This window comes from Marinitoga sp. 1138, assembly GCF_013363265.1.
GTDB classification, from domain to species: Bacteria; Thermotogota; Thermotogae; order Petrotogales; family Petrotogaceae; genus Marinitoga; species Marinitoga piezophila.
This window is the reverse complement of sequence record NZ_LBFA01000014.1, coordinates 16,146-35,004: the sequence shown is the minus strand read 5'-3', so window position 1 is coordinate 35,004 and position 18,859 is coordinate 16,146. Positions and strand designations below refer to the sequence as shown.

Here is an 18,859-nt window from a genome sequence, read left to right as displayed (position 1 = left end):
GAATCGGGGGATGGGGATTTCAAAATTATTATATCTTAGATATATTAATTAACAGTTACAAGAAACTGATAAATTTAAATCTTTTTTTACATTTTGAGAAAATATTTTCATTGCATCATGTTTTTTAAAGTTGTTTTTATTTCTTCTATAATCTTTTCTGACTGAGACTTTATTTCCGGGTTATCTGTTTTTTCCACAATTCCTTCAAAAGCTTTTAAAAGCTTTTCAAGCTCTGGTTGAATTACATCTTTTGGTTGTGATTGAATATATTGCTTGATATAGTTGTAATATGAATAATTATAATCAAATGCAATTTCGGGATCTTCTGGATTAAGCTGATATAATTCTACAAGTGTATTCATATCTTTGTTTTTCATATAAATTTCTTTTAAAATAATGAAATTTCTGTTATTGAGTTCTCTGGAATAATCTTCTTTTTCTTTTATATCTTCTTTTAATTCTGTATTTGTTTTGTTTATTAAGTAAGGATACATTATTTTTATGTAGTATAAATTTTCAAGGTTTGTTTTAAGCTGATCTTTTTCTTTCTTTTCAGGTGAGTCCTTTAATTTAGAGATTTCCTCTTCTATTTTATTTAATTCTTCGTCTAAAGCTTTTTCATCAAGGTTTTTGTATTTGTTATCGAGAACTAATAAGGATTTTTCAAGTTCTATAATTTCAGGGATTTGTTCTTTTATTTTTTTTGCTAAAGTAACATAACTGAGTTTCCATTCTTCTGGTACATCCTGATCTGTTTTTATTGCGTCGAATAATTTTTTTTCTATATCCATTAAATCGTCAATTGTTTTAGCTTTTTGGATTCTATCCTCATAGATTAGAGGTTTATAAACTATCGCAAAATCAAATTGTTTTGAATAGTCCATATACCATTTGTATAATTTCTCGTTTTTTAAGTCGGATTTAATTTTTTCCACAATTTCTGAATTGTTTTCCATATCTTCTGGAGAATTATAAATCTTTTTATCTTTAACCTTTATTAAATGATAACCATAATCTGTTTTTACAGGACCTACAATACTACCGATTTTCGCATTCCAGGCTGCTAAGAAATAAGGTTCAACAACCTGTTTTTTTGTAACCCAGTTAATTTCTCCACCGTTAACAGCAGAATTTTTATCAATAGAGTACTTTTTTGCAGCATCTTCAAATGAAATTTTACCGCTTTTTATTTTGTTTAATATTTTATTTGCGGTAGCTTCATCTGTAACGAGAATATGTTGTGTAAGTACTTTATCATTATCTTCTTTTAATTTTTCAAAGTTTTTTTCTATATATTCATTAACTTCATTTTCTGTAACTGTTCCTATTTTTGAGTCAATATATTTATAGTAATATGAAGCTAATAAATTGTTTTTTATATAATCTTTGAAACTATCTTCAGAGCCAAAGTAAGAAATAATCTGTTTTTTTGTATCTTCATTTGATAAGTATTGTGAAGCGAGTTCTTCAACTTTTCTGTCTATTTCTTCCATATTGGGTTTATAATTGTTTTCGTTTGCGTAGTATTCAAGAATTTTATAACTTAAAGCTGTTTTTATTGTAGAAACCATGTAAAAAGGTTCTTTCATAGGATCAAATTGCTGACCGTTTTGTTGCATTTGTTGAAGGGAATTTAAATATTCAATTTTAAAAGCCTTTTCTGTAAGATAATAATTACTTAAAATCTTTCCGTCTTTCATTAAATAACCAACAATTTCTTCAGAAAAACCTGCTAATACAAATACTACTAATGACAATAAAACTAATACCTTTTTCATTGGACACCTCCGACTAAATTTCTATTTTTGGCTTAAACTCATTTGTTTTTGCCTTTGAGATAGGAACTACATTTAGCAATCCTTCATTAAAGCTCATTTTCAGGTCTTTTTCAAGGCCAAGTTTTTTGAGTTTTTGAGCATGTAAAGAATACTGGAATATTCTGGTATGTGGAATGTTAGCCATATTTAATGCTATATATGCTTCATCGTTGAAATAGCATATATCCTGTTTTGATAATATAGATAAAAATCTACCTGCTGTAAATACATCTTCAAGAGAAACATATCCATCTGTTCCAGAACATACAATTCCAATATCATCAATTTTTTTACTTAAAACATATTGAATAGCTGATTTAAGATTAATTAAAGACAATGAAATGGTAATTCCCATATCGTTTGCTTTTAAAAAAGCTTTTGAGCCATTTGTAGTACATAAAATAACCTTTTTATCCTTTACCTGATTAGCATTTCTTAAAATTTCTGTTGGAGAATTTGAAAAGTCAAAGCCTGTAATTTTTAATCCGCCTCTTTCTCCAACTAATACTACATTATTATCCATATTTTTTATTTGTATTGCTGTATCAGGATCATCGGTTATTGAAACGCTTTCTGCTCCAACAGAAATAAGAGTGGCCATTGTAGTTGATGCTCTTAAAGTATCAACCACAAAATAATATTTATGATTTTCCAATTTTACATCTGGTAGAAAATAAGCATATAATCTCATATTTCTTCCTCCACTGTTTTTGGATGTATAATTCTTTCAATATCAAGATGCCATGTTTCGTTGAGATTTATTAATCTATATCTATTATTTTCAAATTCTATAGTTGTTACTGACGCATTATCGAGCATAAAATTTCTATGCTGGTTTAAAGGAAGATTTAATACCCAACAAATTAAGCTTCTGATCAGAAGTGCATGTGAAACAATTACAACATTTTCATTATAGGTATTATTAACAATTTCTTTTAAGGCTTTTACTCCTCTTGCCTGAACTTCTGCCATAGATTCAACGCCCTTAATATATGCCCACGGATCATTTCCCCATAATTTAAATTCTTCCGGGAAATTTTCTTTTACTTCATCAATATGATATCCATTCCACAATTCAACGTGAGCTTCTTTTAAACCTTCATGAATTATAGGTTTTTTATTTATATTTTTAGATATTTCAAGAGCAGTATTATAAGCTCGAGATAAAGGTGAAGCATAAACCTTTGAATATTTCTCACGTTTAAATCTTTTTCCAAGGTTTCTTGCCTGTTCTTTGCCTATATCGTTTAATTCTATATCCACAGTGCCCTGCCATTTTCTTTTTAGATTCCAATCTGTCATTCCATGCCTTATAAGAAATATTTTCAAAATTTATCACTCCAATATTATTTTATCACATTTCCAATATTTTATTATACATATCTTTAATCTTGTTGTAATTATATTCACCCGGTGTGTTTTTTACATGTGATGAATTTAAAACTTCATTTATAAATAAATCAAGTTCATCGTCTTTATATTCAAATTTAAAGTTATAAATACCAAGTTCTTTTAAGAAGGTTGTGAACTCATCAATTGAACCAAATATATCTTCAATTATTTTTACTTTTTCCGGTTCTGCTTTTTTTACTTCTTCAAGTACAAATGGAAGGAATATAGCTGTAGCCTGTCCATGCCTTATTCCTTTGTGAATGGTAATTCTATATCCAAGAGAATGTGGTAATATTGTTCCAGTTTGGGCTATAACTATTCCAGCTAATGTTGAAGCTAAAGCCAGTTTTTCTCTATATTCAACGTTTTCAAGATCATTTAATACTTTTGGAAGATATTCTTTTATTAATGAGATAGATTCTTTTGCAAGGATATCAGACATAAATGTAGCCTTTTTTGAAAGAACACCTTCAATGGAATGTGAAAGCGCATCAACAGCAGTGGTAAGAGTTAACTCCCTGCTCATTTTTGTCATGTATTTAGGATCTAAGTAAGAAACATCAGGGAATATTAGAACATCTTTAAAACCGGATTTTCTTCCGTTTGGTTTTGTTAAAACAGCGTATTCTGTAACTTCGCTTCCCGTTCCTGCAGTTGTTGGAACTGTTATAATTGGTACTGAAACTTCATATTTTGAAGAATCAAATAAATCATCTGGTGTTAACTCTGGATTCGCAATTAAGACAGAAATAGCCTTACCTGCATCCATAGGGCTTCCACCGCCTATGGCAATAACAAAATCACAATTTTCCTTTATACCGAGTTCTTTTCCTTTTATAACCATATCATATGTGGGATTTTCACCTATTTCATCATAATGCACATATGGGATTTTAAATTCATTAAGAACAGAAATCACATCATCAAGTGCTCCTGTAAGTTTTGCAGAATGTTTTCCTGTAACAATAAGAGCCTTTTCTCCTAAAATCATTTCATCTTTATGTTTAGAAATAATATCTTTTCCGTAATACAATTTTGTAGGCATATGGTATAGCATCTCAATCACCCCTTTTTTAAAATCTTCTTATCTATTATTATAATAAAAAAAAGAGGAAATAGCAAATTGCAATTTTAAAATAGAAAAATTGAAATTATCTTTTTTACTATAAGATGAAATTTTGATTTAATAAGATTTTTAGAATATCAGCATATTTAAGTTCAATATTGTTTAATAAAAATTTACTGCCATTATGAAATTCTATATTGCTGTGTTCCAAAAGCTCTTTATTGCTCTTTTTAAAGCCAATAAAATTTGCTTTATATTGCATAGGAACAATCAATTTATCTTTAGCAAAAGTTTCAATAATATCTCGAGCTATTTTACTTCTTACAAGATCACCAAAAGAATCATGATAAGGACCAGCTACAACATTTTCTCTTTCTTTACCGTATAAACATATACCAAGTCTTATTACCTTTTTATCATTAGCTTCTATAATTTCTGTCATTTTAGCTACTTTTTCAACGGCCTCATCAAGCGTTTCTGGAGTATATTTCTTGTTTTTATACATTTTTTCAAGTGTTGAATTTTTTAAAATAACTGTTGGATGTATCCTCACACTTTTAGCACCTATAAATGTTGCAATTACTGCAGAATTTAAGTCTTTATAATAAGAGCTTTTTGGCAAACCTGTCATTAAATGAATGCCATAGTCAAAGTCATATTTTTCCAATAATTCAATTGCATTCCAGACGTTATTTAAATCGTGTGGCCTGTTTGCTGCTTTTATTATATCTTCATAAAATGATTGAATACCAATTTCTATAAAATTAATTGTATAATTTTTTAGAACATTCATTTTTTTCTCTGTAATTTCTTCTGGTGATGTGGAAAATCTAATGCCATATGCCAAGCCATTTTTAATTTTTTCTTCTGCCCAGTTAAGGTAAAATTTCATTAATTCTATGTCCATTCCTGTAAATGTTGCTCCATAAAAGGCTATATAAGGATTTACGTTTTCAGGGAAATATTCAATATATCTATTGAATATATCATTTAAATTATTTTCATCAGGTTTTTTTCTTATTCCTGTTGCAGAATATTCATTGCAAAATACACATATTTTTTTACAACCCGCGTGTGGTATAAAAACAGGAATTATATATTCTCTTGACATTAAAATCACCTCTGTACGATTATATTAAATATATTAAAATCGGGCTAAAAGCCCGATTGTTTAATCTTTTAAATGATTTTTTATTAGTATATCCACCAATTCTTCAAAAGAAAGGCCATATGCTGCTGCTGATTGAGGTAAATCGCTTAATTCAGTCATTCCAGGAATTGTATTTATTTCCAGAATATAATATTTATCATTTTTTATTATTGCATCAATTCTACAAAAATCCCGTATATTCATCATTAAAAAAAGCTTTTTAAAATCTTTTATAATCTTTTCTTCTAAATCTTTTTCGAGTTTTGCAGGCACTTCAAAATCAGTATATCCTTCTGTATATTTTGCTTCATAATCATAAAATTCATTTTTAGGTTTTATTTCAAGAATAGGTAGAACTAAGGTTTCATCATTTTTCTGAATGATACTTACAGAGATTTCACGACCTTTTATATATTCCTGTATTATTATTTCGCCAAAATTTTGGAGTTCTTCTTTAAGAAATTTATTATATTCATCTAAATTATGGCATATATGAATCCCCAAGCTAGAGCCGCTTTTCCTTGGTTTAATAATTAAAGGAAAATCTAAAGGCGGTTCTATATATTTGTCTGTTAAAAAGGATTTTGGAACAGAGAAATCTTTTTTTATACTTTGAATAAACGCCCATTTATCAAAGGTCTTTTCAGAAGTGCTGGAATCTGATCCAATATATTCAATTCCAAGTTTTTCAAGTTTTCTCTGTAAAGTTCCATCTTCACCTTCATAGCCATGAACAATGTTAAAAACCAGATCTGCAATTTTATATTCATTAACAAACCTTTCCCAATCTGTTTTTAAATCATACTTACATAAGCTATAGCCATTTTTTACAATGGCCATAGCTATATTTTTTGCACTTCTTATTGAAACTTCACGTTCATTTGAATTACCGCCATAAATAAGGGCTATTTTATAGTTCATTTATCTCACTTTCTTTAAAGTATTTCTTTTCTTCTGGACAATAGAGCATTTCTTCTCTGTTTTTTCTTTTATAGAATAAAGGTCCGTTACATGAAGGACATCTATAATCGGAAGGTTCATCCCAGAACATTTCACCACATTCTGAACATTTATAATATACTTTCCCCTTTTTGCTTTTCATTTTATGAACGGTACCGCCACATTTTGGACATTTACCTCTTGCCGGTAATGGTTCAGTATATTTGCATTCTGGATAATTTGAACAGGCTATAAACTTTCCAAATCTTCCGCTTTTTATTACCAATTCACCGCCACATTTTGGACATTGTCTGCCTATTCCTTCCTCTTTTCCTTTTTCTGTTTTTAAAAATGATTCATCTAAATATACCTTTTTATCAATGGTAACACCTAAGGCGCCTTTTTGAATGCCTTTGTTTTCACCGCATTTTGGACATTTTAAGTATAATCCGTAACGTCCAAATTGGAGTTGCATCTTTTCACCGCATTTTTCACATGAAATATCTGTATTATATGTAAAGTCCATAGAACGCTCTTTTAATTTTTTATCTGTATCATTAAGGAATTTTTCAAATTCTGCATAAAATTCCTTTAAAAGGGTTTTCCAATCCATTTCTCCAGATTCAACTTTATCCAGGTTCTCTTCCATATGGGCGGTAAATTTAACGTCAACAATTTCCGGAAAGTTCATTTCGAGTATATCTGAAACTACAAATCCAACAAGTGTTGGTATTAATGAATTTTTTTCTTTTATTACATATTTTCTATTTAATAATGTAGTGATTATAGTTGCATATGTAGAAGGCCTTCCAATTCCCTTACTTTCCATTTCTTTTACCAATGAAGCTTCTGTATATCTTGAAGGTGGCTTGGTTTCATCTCTTTCTGCCTTTAATTCAATATTTTCTAATATACCCTTTTCCGGTATTTCATATTCTTTTTCAGTTGTGCTTGAACTCCAGAATTTTTCAAATCCATCAAATATTCTTTTTCTTCCAACAGCTTCAAATTCATATTTTTTATTGTTATCGCTTATTGTATATGTTTTTTCAATATATTTTGAAGGAGCTGATTGTGAAGCCATAAACCTATTCCAGATTAATGTATATAATTTTAAAGCATCGCCAGAGATAAGTTCTTTTGCTTTTTTAGGATCCATAAATACATCTGTTGGTCTTATAGCTTCGTGAGCATCCTGAATCTTTTTCTTTGACTTTTTAACCTTAAAATGACCTGTATACTCTTTTCCAAAATTTGATTCGAGATATTCGTGAGCTTTTTTCATAGCGTCTTCTGAGATTCTTGTTGAATCTGTTCTCATATATGTGATAAAGGCAATAGGGCCTTCTTTTGTTTCAATACCTTCGTATAGTTTTTGAGCTATTTGCATTGTTTTTTGTGATGACCAGCCATATTTTGAAATTGCGCTTTGTTGTAATGTACTGGTTATAAATGGTTGAGGGGGATTTTTCTTTGTTTCCTTTTCTGTAACCGCAGTAACAGAGTAAATAGCGTTTTCCAGTTCTTTGAATATTTCTTCTTTTTTCTTTTCTGAAATACTTTCTTTTTTAAATTTTTTTCCATCTATTTTTACCAGTGGTATATCCTGTTCCATATACTTTAAAAATATCTTATAAAATTCTTTTGGTTTAAACTTAAATATCTGTCTTTCTCTGTCAACAAGTATCTTTAAAGCGGCAGATTGTACTCTACCGGCACTGGTATTATAATCCTTTAAAATTCTCCATAAAATAGGACTTATTTTATAACCAACTATCCTATCAAGAATTCTCCTTGCTAATTGAGCACCAACTTTATTTTTATCTATTTTTCTTGGTGATTTTATGGCTTCCTGAATGGTGTTTTTGGTAATTTCTGAAAAGATTATTCTATTTTCTTCATTTTCATCAAGTCCGAGTAAATAACTCAAATGCCAGGCAATAGCTTCTCCTTCTCTATCCATATCAGGTGCAAGATAGACTGTTTTACCTTTTGCTATTTTTTTAAGATCCTCTACAACCTTTTCTTTACCAGGCATGAGTTCAAATTCCGGTTCGAAATCCTTTTCAATATCAACACCAAATTTTTTCTGTGGCAAATCTCTAATATGTCCTTTGGATGCCACTACTTTGTATTCTGAGCCAAGATATTTTTCTATTGTTTTTGCTTTGGCTGGTGATTCCACTATTACTATTTTTTTTGCAGTTTTAGGCATTTATTTGTCCTCCATTTTTGTTATTTTTATCTTTCGGCCAAGATTTTTGTTATAATCTGTCCAATCTTTGTTATTGGATTCTTCAATATGATTTCTAACCTGCTCTACTTTAGAACTTAAATTATCAGCAAAATGTAATATAAATGCTTCTATTGTTTTGGGAACTATTGGACTACCCCATTCGAGTTCTCCATGATGTGAAACAATCATATGTAGTATCTGTTCAAGTTTTTCAGAAGGCATATTGTTAACTTTTTTTGCAGCTTCTATAACCATATTTGTTCCCAGTGCAATATGTCCTATTAACTCGCCTTCATCTGTTTTCTCTATACCAGCAGGGGTTATTTTGTATTCTCTTATTTTTCCAATATCATGTAATAACGCTCCTGCAATAAGAATATCCTTCTGGACAATATCTATATAATTTTCAGAGATTGAAATACATAATTTTGCGACATCTACTGTGTGTTCAAGTAATCCGTGTTTATACGCATGATGAACGCTAATAGCTGCAGGTGAATCAAAAAATTGCTTAATGAATTTTTTATCCTTGATAAACATATATGTCAGCAGGTTTTTGATATCTATATCCTTAATGGAATCAATAATTGCATATAATTCATTTTTTAGGTATTCCACATCTTTAGAGCTGCTCTTGATAAACTTTTCAGGGTCTATTTCGTCTTCTTTTAAGATTTTTATTTCACTGTCTTTATCAACATTTAATTGCAATCTACTATCAAATACAACTATTTTACCTCTTAATCTGATAATGTCTCCAATATTTATTTTTTCATTGTTTTTTGAGGCATTGAACCAATCAATAGCTCTTAATGTTCCTGTTTTATCTCCCAGAGTAAAAAGCAAAAATTCCTTTCCATCCTTTGTTGTTTGAAGGCGTTTGCTTAAAACCTTTCCTTCAACATCTTTTACATCATTAACCTTTAAATCTGAAATATATGAAGTGTTTATAATATCGTCTGATAATTGCCCTTTTTCTTTTAACATATCTCCTAAACTTATACCGCCAGTGTTTTTCATATTTTTCCTCCTAGTCTATATATACCCTTGGTACTCTCCAGGTTATTTTTGAAGTAATATCGTAATTTATAGTTTCAGCTAAGTTTCCCAGCTCTTCAGCTGTGATTTTGTTTCCGTTTTGTTCTCCTATTAAAATAACTTCATCGCCAAGGTTTATATTTTCTACATTTGTTGTTTCTACAACAAATTGATCCATACAGACTCTCCCTATTATATTACATTTTTTTCCATGAATCAATACATATCCCTTGTTTGAAAGTTGCCTAAAATATCCGTCAGCATATCCAACAGGTATTGTGGCTATTGGTATATCCTGTTTTGCAAAATATGTTCTGCCATAACTTACACTTTCTCCAGCTTTTAAAACACCTCTTTTTGCAACAACACTTTTCCAGGATAATACAGGTTTTAATCCCTCCTCTTTTTCTATATCTGAAGGTTGTAATCCGTATGTTGCAATTCCTGGTCTTACATAGTCATGTGCAAATTCCGGAAAGAATAGAGCTGCGGCTGAATTACATATATGTTTTATTGGCAATTCTATTCCATTATCTTCAATATAATCTACAGCGGAAATAAAATTATAATATTGTTCTTTTACAAATTCATCAAGCGCATCTGCTGTTGCAAAATGGGAATAAATCCCCTTTATATTCAAATCATATTTTTTAATTTGTTTAATGAGAAAGTCTATTTCTTCTCTTTTAAAACCCATTCTGTTCATGCCTGTATTTATATTTATATGAAAATCAATTTTTTTAATATCGCTTCCAAAATATTCAATAAGTCCATTGAGCTGTTCAATGGAGCCAAGTGTATAGATGAAATTTTCCATATTTTCTTTTATATATTCAGGTTTAACATAATTGAATACAAGTGTTGGTATATTAACACCACTTTTTCTAATTTCTATTCCTTCTCCTAAAAAGGCTACAGCTATCATATCAACTCCTCTTTTAACCAATGCCTTTGCAAGAGGAATAGCCCCGTGTCCGTAAGCGTTAGCTTTTAATACCGGTATTGCTTTTGTTCCAGCTTTTTTTTCAATTAAATCTATGTTGTACAAATAATTGGAAATATTAATCTCTGTGTATGTGCCTCTATCAAACATAATATTCCCCCAATCTTATATATATATTTTGTATAATATGAATTGCCTTTCAAATTGAATTATATCATACTTCTTTACCAACTTCTTCTATTCTTAAATAATTGATCTCACCTTTTTGGGATAATATAGAAACAATATCTTTTTCATATTCTTCTTCAATGGCTATTTCAAAAGATACTTTATCTGTAAATGTATTATTTATTATTTTCCAGCCATTTAATCTTTTTAATAATCTTTCTATTTCTGCGTATTTAGAATAATCAGTGATTACATTATATATTTTTAAATCTATATATTTTGCTATTTTTGATTCAATTATAACCTTCTCAGCTGTTTCAGAATATGCATCAATTAAACCACGAACTCCTAATTTTACTCCACCAAAATATCTGGTCACAACAATAGCAACATTTGAAAGGTTAAATTTTTCTATTTTTCCAAATATTGGTTTTCCTGCTGTTCCAGATGGTTCTCCATCATCGGAATAATTGAATTTATTTTCAGAAATTTTGTATGCCCAGCAATTGTGTGTGGCATTTTTATATTTTGAAGATATTTCTTTTATAAATGCTTTTGCTTCTTCTTCGGAATTAACTTTTTTAATATTTCCAATAAATTCAGAACGTTTTATTTTAATGGATACTTCAACAGGTTTTAATATTGAATAGTAAATTTCAATCACCTCGCTATAAAAATTCGATTTTATTATATCATAAACCTATTATTAATTTTATAAAAAATTAAAAAAAGAGTGTTATAATCAAAACGTAGAAAATTCAGGAGATATGAGGTGTTATTATGGCAGAATGTAAAAATTATCATGAAGCAGCAATAGAAGGTGCAAAAGATGGAATATTTCATGGAGATCATATTCATCCTACAGTGATGTTATGGACATCATTAAATGAAGAAACAACTAAAAAGGTTATTGAGAAGGTTGGAGAATATGATTATGATTATGCAGAAGATTTAAAGGAAATGCTTGAAGATTATGATATTAATGCAATGGATGTTCCAATCCCATTTCCGTTTTCATTTGAAAGTGATCTGGAATTTGATAATGCTGTGAAATTATTGAAAGATATAGCAGAAATTACAGATGCAAACGCATATTCATTCATCGTTGAGGCAATGAGTGAAGAAGATGAAGAAGATACTTTACCTTCTGTATTTACAGAATGTAAAGAAGGGAAAATTTACTTTACCTTATTTGACTGGGAATATAAAAGAATAGAAGATGAGGAATTTGAAAGTACAGACGAAGATATTCAGGGATTTAGATTGAATATCTGGTAAAAAAATCGGGCAATAAAAATGCCCGATTTTTTTTATTTATATATAATTCTCCAACCTCGTTTTTTAGCAATCCATTTTAATCTAAGATCAGGATTAACACATATAGGATTTCCCACTGTTTCCAAAAGCGGTAAATCGGAAATGGAATCACTGTAGAAATATGCATCTTTAATATCAAAGCCGTTTTTTTCGCATAATTTTTTAGCTTCTATAACCTTATTTTTTTCATACATATATGTTCCTATTTCTCCGGTAATAATACCATTTTCAACAATAGTTTTTGTACAGATCATATCGTCAAATTTCAAATATTCTGCAAAAGGTGCCACAAGAGAGTCTGGTGAAGCAGAAATTAAAGAAAGATAAGCGCCATTTGATCTATGAAATTCTATTTCTTCTTTTATGCTTTCTCTTATGTGATATTTGCCATCTTCTTCAAACCATTGTCTTGCGAAACTAAAAGCTTCTTCGGCATTTTGTCCTTTATATTTCATAGCCATTTCCTTAACCATTGTTTCCATATCTTTTATTTCAATTCCCATTTTATAGAATATAGTATAAATTCCCATTTTATAGTATTTCCATAATGGGAATTTTCCATGCTTTATTTCATATTTATAATATAGTTTTGGACTGTAAGTATCAAGAATGGTTTTATCGAGATCAAAAAAAGCTACATACTTCTTCATATACGCCTCCTGAATGAAAATATTATAGTAGTATTATATCATAAAAAAAAACATATAACAATCGCTTTTTTGTAAAAAAAGACACCTTCATTTAACTTTAAATTAATATATCAAGTGATAAATTATTCGTATTTTATATAAAATTTGAAAAAAATTTGTTCGAATTGTAATATTATGATATAATTTAGACGATATTATTTCTGACATAAAAATATTCAAGGAGGGACCTGTATGAAGAAGATTTTTGTTTTAGCATTGCTTATGTTAAGTGTGTTGGTTTTAGCTGTGAATTCACCAAAACAACCACTTTTGTTTTTTAATATTGATGATTCAATAAAAGATTATCAAAATTTTGTAAGAGATGCTTTAAAAACGGTTATATACGAAAATATAGATTCTGAAACTAATTTTAAAATGCTTGATTCAAGATTTTCATATAATTTTTATCCTGAAGATGCCGTTAGAGAAGTTGAAGTTGCAGTGGTAGCAGCAAGAATTTTTGGCGTTGAAGATGAAATTTTAAAGGATTTTCCATTATCCTCTCCAACCTTTGAAGATGTAAAATCAAAATTGGAGAAATTATATGTTAATGATGGATACGATTTTTCAAGAGATTTTGGATATATGGAATATATGAATAATTATTTTATAAAAAAGCTTGGAGTACCATTATTTGATTCTATAAACCCATTAAATACTATAACAAAGTTGGATATGATAAAGTATTTTGTTAAGATATTTACGTTAAAAGCCCTTGAAAATAATTGGAGCTTTGGTCCGTATATTCCCATGACTTCATCTAAAAATCTCGTGACATACGCAGAAGAGTTAAATAGAAGATTAAGTGTATATACAGGAATACAATCACCGGCTGAAGCAGGATATTTAACAGTTTTTGAAAAATACTTCTTAACAAATGATAAAGGAAAAATAGTTCCTTTAATAAAGTATTTTGATCAAACAACTAAGATAGATGCATATACCCTTGTTTCAAGAGCATATTTTTATACAATGGTTTCATATTTATTTACACAGGCTCCAGTTAAAATACCGGATAATGCAAAAATACCTGTAAGAACGTATAATAACATGATTTCTTATCTTCCTAAAAAATCATTAGAAGGGGAATATGCATTATTTGAACCATTAAAACCAAATAGCGGAAAAATTAAAATACTTGAGCCATATAATCTTTCAAATGATATAATAAAGTTTAATATAGATAATGGCAATGAAATAATTACATTGGATAATTCAAAGATTTATTTGCATAAAAAATTCTATGTTGAAAATATTGCAGAAAATACATATGTAAGCAAAAGGCTAAAATGGGATAAGAAAGAAATATTTGATGGAAAAGACTTTGCGCTAAGATATAAGTCTCTTGCTACTGTTGATAATAATAGTAAAAAATTTGAGTTTTCAAGTTTTGGTACAATTGAAAAAAATGGAAATGAAATATGGATTAAAAATATCTCTCATGTTTTTAAACCAACCAGAAAAAATGAAAAGCTTCCTGTGACTTTAAAATTGACAAATAAATTTAAAATTGCCAATCCAGATTCCTTCAAAATTAAATGGTATACAGTAAATGTTGATACAATAGAAATGATGAAAAAATTGGCAGAATATGGGTTTGAAGGTATTCCTGAAAAATATAAAGTATTGTTCAAAGAGGTTAATGCTTCAAAGGTTCCAGCTGGAATAGGTGTAATGTTTAATACAGAAGTTGATTATATTTATAGAAATAAAGTAATTAAAAATGATTATATAAATGGAAATATAGCATATTACTTTACTAAAGATAGATTAAACGTTAAACGCGATTATGCAACATTTAAATCACTTAAAGACTTTCTTGAATACTATCAATATGGTTATGAAAAGGTTGATTATACAGAAAATACAGATTTTCTGGATTATTGGAATGAAGTGAAAGATAAATTAAATGATATGAAAATTTCCGATAAAGCCTATTTTGTTCCAGATGCAAGAATAACTCTTGACATTGTAGAAGAAAAATTTATCCAAAGACCTGAAGATATGAATATTTTCTTCTGGACATTTTATGGTGGAAAGTTAGTTTCGTTTGAACCGGCAACACATAGATTATTTACCCAGAAATTTGTAGAACCATTTAAATATGCAGATGATGCAATTGTATATGTTAAATATAAAGACGGAACAATTAAAAGCGGAAAGATAAATGGCAAGGGTAAAGACTTATTCTTAAATGATTCAAAAGAATATTTAAGAGACTTATTGTTATGGTTCCAGGTTTCTGTAAAGAAGGATAAAAAAGGTGAAAAACAACTTGAAATTGTATATATAATTGCCGAAGAAATATAACTTTTAAATTTAAATTAAAGGAGCTTCGGCTCCTTTTTTTCCTGGAGGTAAAATATGAAAAAAACTATCATTATAGTTTTTTTGGTATTAATTTTAATAATAGGGCTTTTATTTAAGCCTTCAAAAGTTATTATATCCCTTGAATTTCCTGGATTTATTAATGTGGAAGATTTAAAGGTAAAAGTTAATGATAAATATTTAACTTCGTCAAAGAAGATGGAGATGAATTTATTGCCAGGAAAGTATAATGGGGAGATATATTTTAAGGGAAAGATTATTAAAAATTTTTATATAGAAATTCCTTATTTTAACTTCAAGTGTATTGAAAAAAATATTGTATTACCGAAATCGGATTTTCATATAGAATTATATCGAAGCGATGTTGACAGATTATCCCTGGAATTTTCATATAAATATTATCAACCGGATTTCTGGAAGATTTCATTTGATAATAAGGAATATACAACTACATTATCAAATTTTTCATTATATATTTCACCATATGCAAGTGGAATATTGAATGCTGAGGCGATTTTTTCAGGGAATTCAGCATATTCCAAAAATTTTAAGATTTCTGCGCCAATTTCAAAGATAATTTCTCATGAAATAAATATCGATAATTTTACAATAGTTTCATTTAATCTTGAATATAATGAATTAAAACCTATCAAATTTGAAATATACAAAAATGGCGATTTTTTTGAAACTATTGAAAATACAACATTTAAAGATATTACTACATCTAAAAGTATAAAATATACAATAATTCCTGTATTTTCTGGTGGATATAAAGGTGAGCAATACAATATAGTAAAGCCCGAATTACCAGAAATAAATAATTATATAAATACAAAAAAATTATCTTTTGATTTTCCGTATAAGAAAATATATATAAATGGCAAGGAATTTTCGCCAGATTTATTGAAGGAAGGGAAAAATAAACTAAAAATAGAGCTTTTAGAAAATGTATTCTGGATGGTAGATGTTTATGTCGATACTGTACCTCCGAAAATTTCAGATTATAAGATAAAGTATGCAAATAATATATATGAACTTAATCTTGTAACTAATGAAGATGCTCATTATATGTTGTTTACAGATGAAAGTACATATACATTTAACACAAATAATTTTGAATTTGAAACAGAATCGACAGTTGCAACACTAATAGCTATAGATAAATTTAATAATAAATCAAAACCATTAAGTATTAATCTGGATTTGTACCCGGAATATAAGGTTATAGATGAAAATAATTTTATCCAGATAAAGGTTGAAAAAATTGGAATATCAGAAAATCCAAAATTAGTGATAAAGGATAATGAGAATAATATAATCTCTCTTTTTAATTTAAATAAAATAAGCAATATAACCTTTTCTAATTTTTCTCCTGAAAAAGAATATCATTTTGTTGTATATATAGATAAACAACATCAAAAAACAATATATTCAAAAACAATTCCACCATCAACGCCTATAATAAAATCAATAAAAAATATTGGAATAGGACAATTTGAAATAACTCTTAAAAATTATTCAAAAGATAATAATTATAAAATAATTACTCAAAACAATATATATACCGGAAAATTTGAAGGATATAAATATATTGTAAATATATCACCTCAAGAATTAACTAATTCTGCGACAATGATTATATGGAGGGAATTTAAAAACATCAAAACAAAAGAAATTTCTATAAAATTAAAAGATAAGTTTATGTATCACAAAAAAATATATACAACCGTTCCACAAACACTTTTAGAAAGTCAATCTCCATATATATTTAGAAATGATATTGAATTAAATAATACAATAATAGATGGCATTGTAAAAATATATTTATTTCCAGATAAAAAAGTCACTATAAAAAATCTTAATTTCAAAACCATAAAAAGTAAGGTGATATTTAACGCATTATCCAGTAAATTTGAAGGAGTGATACTGAAAAGCTCAGAATTAAAAAATGTAGATATATATAATGCAAATATTGGTATTTTCCCAACAACAGATAAATTTGAATTATATAATATTTCAATAAAAAATTGTATTACAGGAATATATTCAAAAGGTCTTTCAACAGGGTTATTATATAATATATTAATTTCAGAAAATAAAAAGGGTCTTGATATAATTAACACAAAAATAGAATTTAAAAATTCGCTGCTTTTTGATAATGAAGTTGGTTTTAATATATACAATTCAAATGTATATCTTTATAACTTATCTATTGCTGATTCCAAAAAAGCAGATATAGAAATTCATGATTCTCAATTATTGATTAAGTTTACAGATTTTATTAATAGCAAATATGCAATAAAATCATTTAATTCAAATATAAGTATTATACAATCTATGTTTAAGGATAATTTTAAATCAATAAAATCATATAAAGATATGAAAATCTCTGTGATAAATACAGATTTTATAAACAATATAGTTTCATTGGACATATATAAAACGCCTTTAAATATTGAAAATTCAGAATTTAGAAATTCAAAAAGAGCAGTTTTTGTATTTGACAATACATTAGAAGAAAAATTCTTCATATTAAATTCAACATTTTTGCAAAATGAATATGATATATATATTGAAGGGATAAATAATATATATTTAAAAAATACAGAAATAAAAAATGTATTTGATGGGAATAAAGAAAAAAGTTGGATAGATGAAAGAGGAAAAATATTCCAGAGGGGAAAAGTAATAATGGAGAAGGAGGCAAATCAGTGAAAGCAATAATTCTTGCAGGTGGTTCAGGAGAAAGATTCTGGCCATTAAGTACGTCTAAAAAACCAAAGCAATTTTTAAAAATATTTTCTGAAAAATCCTTAATTAGAGAAACATTTGAAAGATTACAATTTAAATTATCCCCAGAAGATATATTTGTTGTAACAGGTGAAAAGTATAAAGAACAGACAATAAAAGAATTACCTGAAATTCCAGAAAAAAATGTTATACTTGAACCAATTGCTAAAAATACAGCACCAGCATGTTTTTTAGGAACACTTGTTGCAGATGAAAATGAAGTTGTTTTTATACTTCCAGCAGATCATTATATTCCGGATAAAGAAAAGTTCTGGAAAACAGTGGATTTAGCAGTGAAAGCAGCTGAAGAATATAATGGTCTAATAACCCTTGGAATAATGCCAACAAGACCAGAAACAGGATACGGATATATAGAGTCAGGAGAATTGCTGGAAGATAAAGTAATGAAGGTTTCATCTTTTAAAGAAAAACCTAATTTCAATACAGCTGTAGAATATCTCAAAAAAGGAAATTATTTCTGGAATAGTGGAATGTTTATCTGGAAGAAGAGTGTGTTTATAAAAGAAATGGAGTTGAACCATCACAAAACCTTTGAAGTCTTAAAGGATGTAAATCCGTATAATATAGATGAGATAAAAGAAAAATATCCAAAACTTGAAAAGATAAGTATAGATTATGCGCTAATGGAAAAATCAAAAAATGTATATACAGTAAAAGCAGAATTTGAATGGTCAGATGTGGGGAATTGGGTTTCAGTTCGTGAAATGGAAGGATATTCAGATAATAAGGATAATGTATATCTTGTAAATAGCAAAAATGTATTTGTAAAATCCAATAAAAATGTAGGTATTGTAGGTCTGGAAAATATAATAGTAATTGATACAGAAAATGGTTTGTTAATATCTAAAGAAACTGAAATAAATAAAATTAGAGATATAGTAAAACAGCTTAAAGAAAAGGACAGGTTTTAATCCTGTCCTTTTTATAACTAAAAGTATGATATAATATAAATATAAAATGTATAT

Annotated in this window: 15 protein-coding genes; 4 read left to right on the top strand and 11 right to left on the bottom strand. The window is 28.1% G+C overall.

What is annotated here, in order from left to right:
* Positions 1-107: 107 nt before the first annotated feature.
* The 10 genes from XO11_RS05300 to XO11_RS05255 form a co-directional block, all read right to left on the bottom strand.
* Positions 108-1,778 (bottom strand): peptidylprolyl isomerase, encoded by a 1,671-nt coding sequence (locus XO11_RS05300; RefSeq protein ID WP_175418286.1) that lies wholly within the window; start codon positions 1,776-1,778, stop codon positions 108-110.
* A 13-nt stretch (positions 1,779-1,791) separates the two neighbouring features.
* Positions 1,792-2,508 carry a 2-phosphosulfolactate phosphatase gene (locus XO11_RS05295; protein WP_075780485.1) on the bottom strand — a complete coding sequence of 239 codons (717 nt, stop codon included), beginning with the start codon at positions 2,506-2,508 and terminating at the stop codon, positions 1,792-1,794.
* Positions 2,505-3,146: a histidine phosphatase family protein gene (locus tag XO11_RS05290; protein ID WP_014296549.1), complete on the bottom strand. Its 642-nt coding sequence runs from the start codon at positions 3,144-3,146 to the stop codon at positions 2,505-2,507. The genes XO11_RS05295 and XO11_RS05290 overlap by 4 nt, the downstream gene beginning before the upstream one ends.
* Before the next feature lie 25 nt (positions 3,147-3,171).
* Positions 3,172-4,254: an iron-containing alcohol dehydrogenase family protein gene (locus XO11_RS05285; protein ID WP_217671848.1), complete on the bottom strand. Its 1,083-nt coding sequence runs from the start codon at positions 4,252-4,254 to the stop codon at positions 3,172-3,174.
* Between the two features lie 118 nt (positions 4,255-4,372).
* The gene (locus XO11_RS05280; RefSeq protein WP_175418285.1) at positions 4,373-5,386 is read right to left on the bottom strand and encodes an elongator complex protein 3; all 1,014 of its coding nucleotides are present in this window, start codon (positions 5,384-5,386) and stop codon (positions 4,373-4,375) included.
* A gap of 60 nt (positions 5,387-5,446) precedes the next feature.
* Entirely contained in the window at positions 5,447-6,346 is a 900-nt protein-coding gene (locus XO11_RS05275) for a D-alanine--D-alanine ligase (RefSeq protein WP_014296546.1), read from the bottom strand.
* Positions 6,336-8,579 carry a type I DNA topoisomerase gene (topA, locus tag XO11_RS05270; protein WP_014296545.1) on the bottom strand — a complete coding sequence of 748 codons (2,244 nt, stop codon included), beginning with the start codon at positions 8,577-8,579 and terminating at the stop codon, positions 6,336-6,338. The genes XO11_RS05275 and topA overlap by 11 nt, the downstream gene beginning before the upstream one ends.
* A complete protein-coding gene (locus XO11_RS05265; protein ID WP_083635659.1) occupies positions 8,580-9,620 on the bottom strand; it encodes a 3'-5' exoribonuclease YhaM family protein in 1,041 nt (346 codons plus the stop codon).
* A 10-nt stretch (positions 9,621-9,630) separates the two neighbouring features.
* Positions 9,631-10,731, bottom strand: a complete 1,101-nt coding sequence (gene alr / locus XO11_RS05260) for an alanine racemase (protein ID WP_175418284.1) — start codon at positions 10,729-10,731, stop codon at positions 9,631-9,633.
* Between the two features lie 64 nt (positions 10,732-10,795).
* Positions 10,796-11,413 carry a YigZ family protein gene (locus tag XO11_RS05255; protein WP_014296542.1) on the bottom strand — a complete coding sequence of 206 codons (618 nt, stop codon included), beginning with the start codon at positions 11,411-11,413 and terminating at the stop codon, positions 10,796-10,798.
* Between the two features lie 116 nt (positions 11,414-11,529).
* On the opposite strand from XO11_RS05255, the gene XO11_RS05250 reads away from it, so the two are divergent.
* Entirely contained in the window at positions 11,530-12,027 is a 498-nt protein-coding gene (locus XO11_RS05250; RefSeq protein ID WP_014296541.1) for a tellurite resistance protein TehB, read from the top strand.
* 32 nt (positions 12,028-12,059) lie between these two features.
* Here the strand turns inward: XO11_RS05250 and XO11_RS05245 are convergent, their stop codons facing one another.
* Positions 12,060-12,716: an HAD family phosphatase gene (locus tag XO11_RS05245; RefSeq protein ID WP_014296540.1), complete on the bottom strand. Its 657-nt coding sequence runs from the start codon at positions 12,714-12,716 to the stop codon at positions 12,060-12,062.
* Positions 12,717-12,947: 231 nt separating this feature from the next.
* Between XO11_RS05245 and XO11_RS05240 the strand changes: the two genes are divergently transcribed.
* The 3 genes from XO11_RS05240 to XO11_RS05230 are packed head-to-tail and all read left to right on the top strand — an operon-like array spanning position 12,948 to position 18,805.
* Positions 12,948-15,065 carry a hypothetical protein gene (locus tag XO11_RS05240; RefSeq protein ID WP_014296539.1) on the top strand — a complete coding sequence of 706 codons (2,118 nt, stop codon included), beginning with the start codon at positions 12,948-12,950 and terminating at the stop codon, positions 15,063-15,065.
* 54 nt (positions 15,066-15,119) lie between these two features.
* Complete coding sequence (locus XO11_RS05235) at positions 15,120-17,798, top strand: hypothetical protein (RefSeq protein WP_175418283.1); 2,679 nt, start codon at positions 15,120-15,122, stop codon at positions 17,796-17,798.
* Complete coding sequence (locus XO11_RS05230) at positions 17,795-18,805, top strand: mannose-1-phosphate guanylyltransferase (protein WP_175418282.1); 1,011 nt, start codon at positions 17,795-17,797, stop codon at positions 18,803-18,805. Before XO11_RS05235 ends, XO11_RS05230 begins: the two co-directional genes overlap by 4 nt.
* The last annotated feature ends 54 nt before the right edge of the window (positions 18,806-18,859 follow it).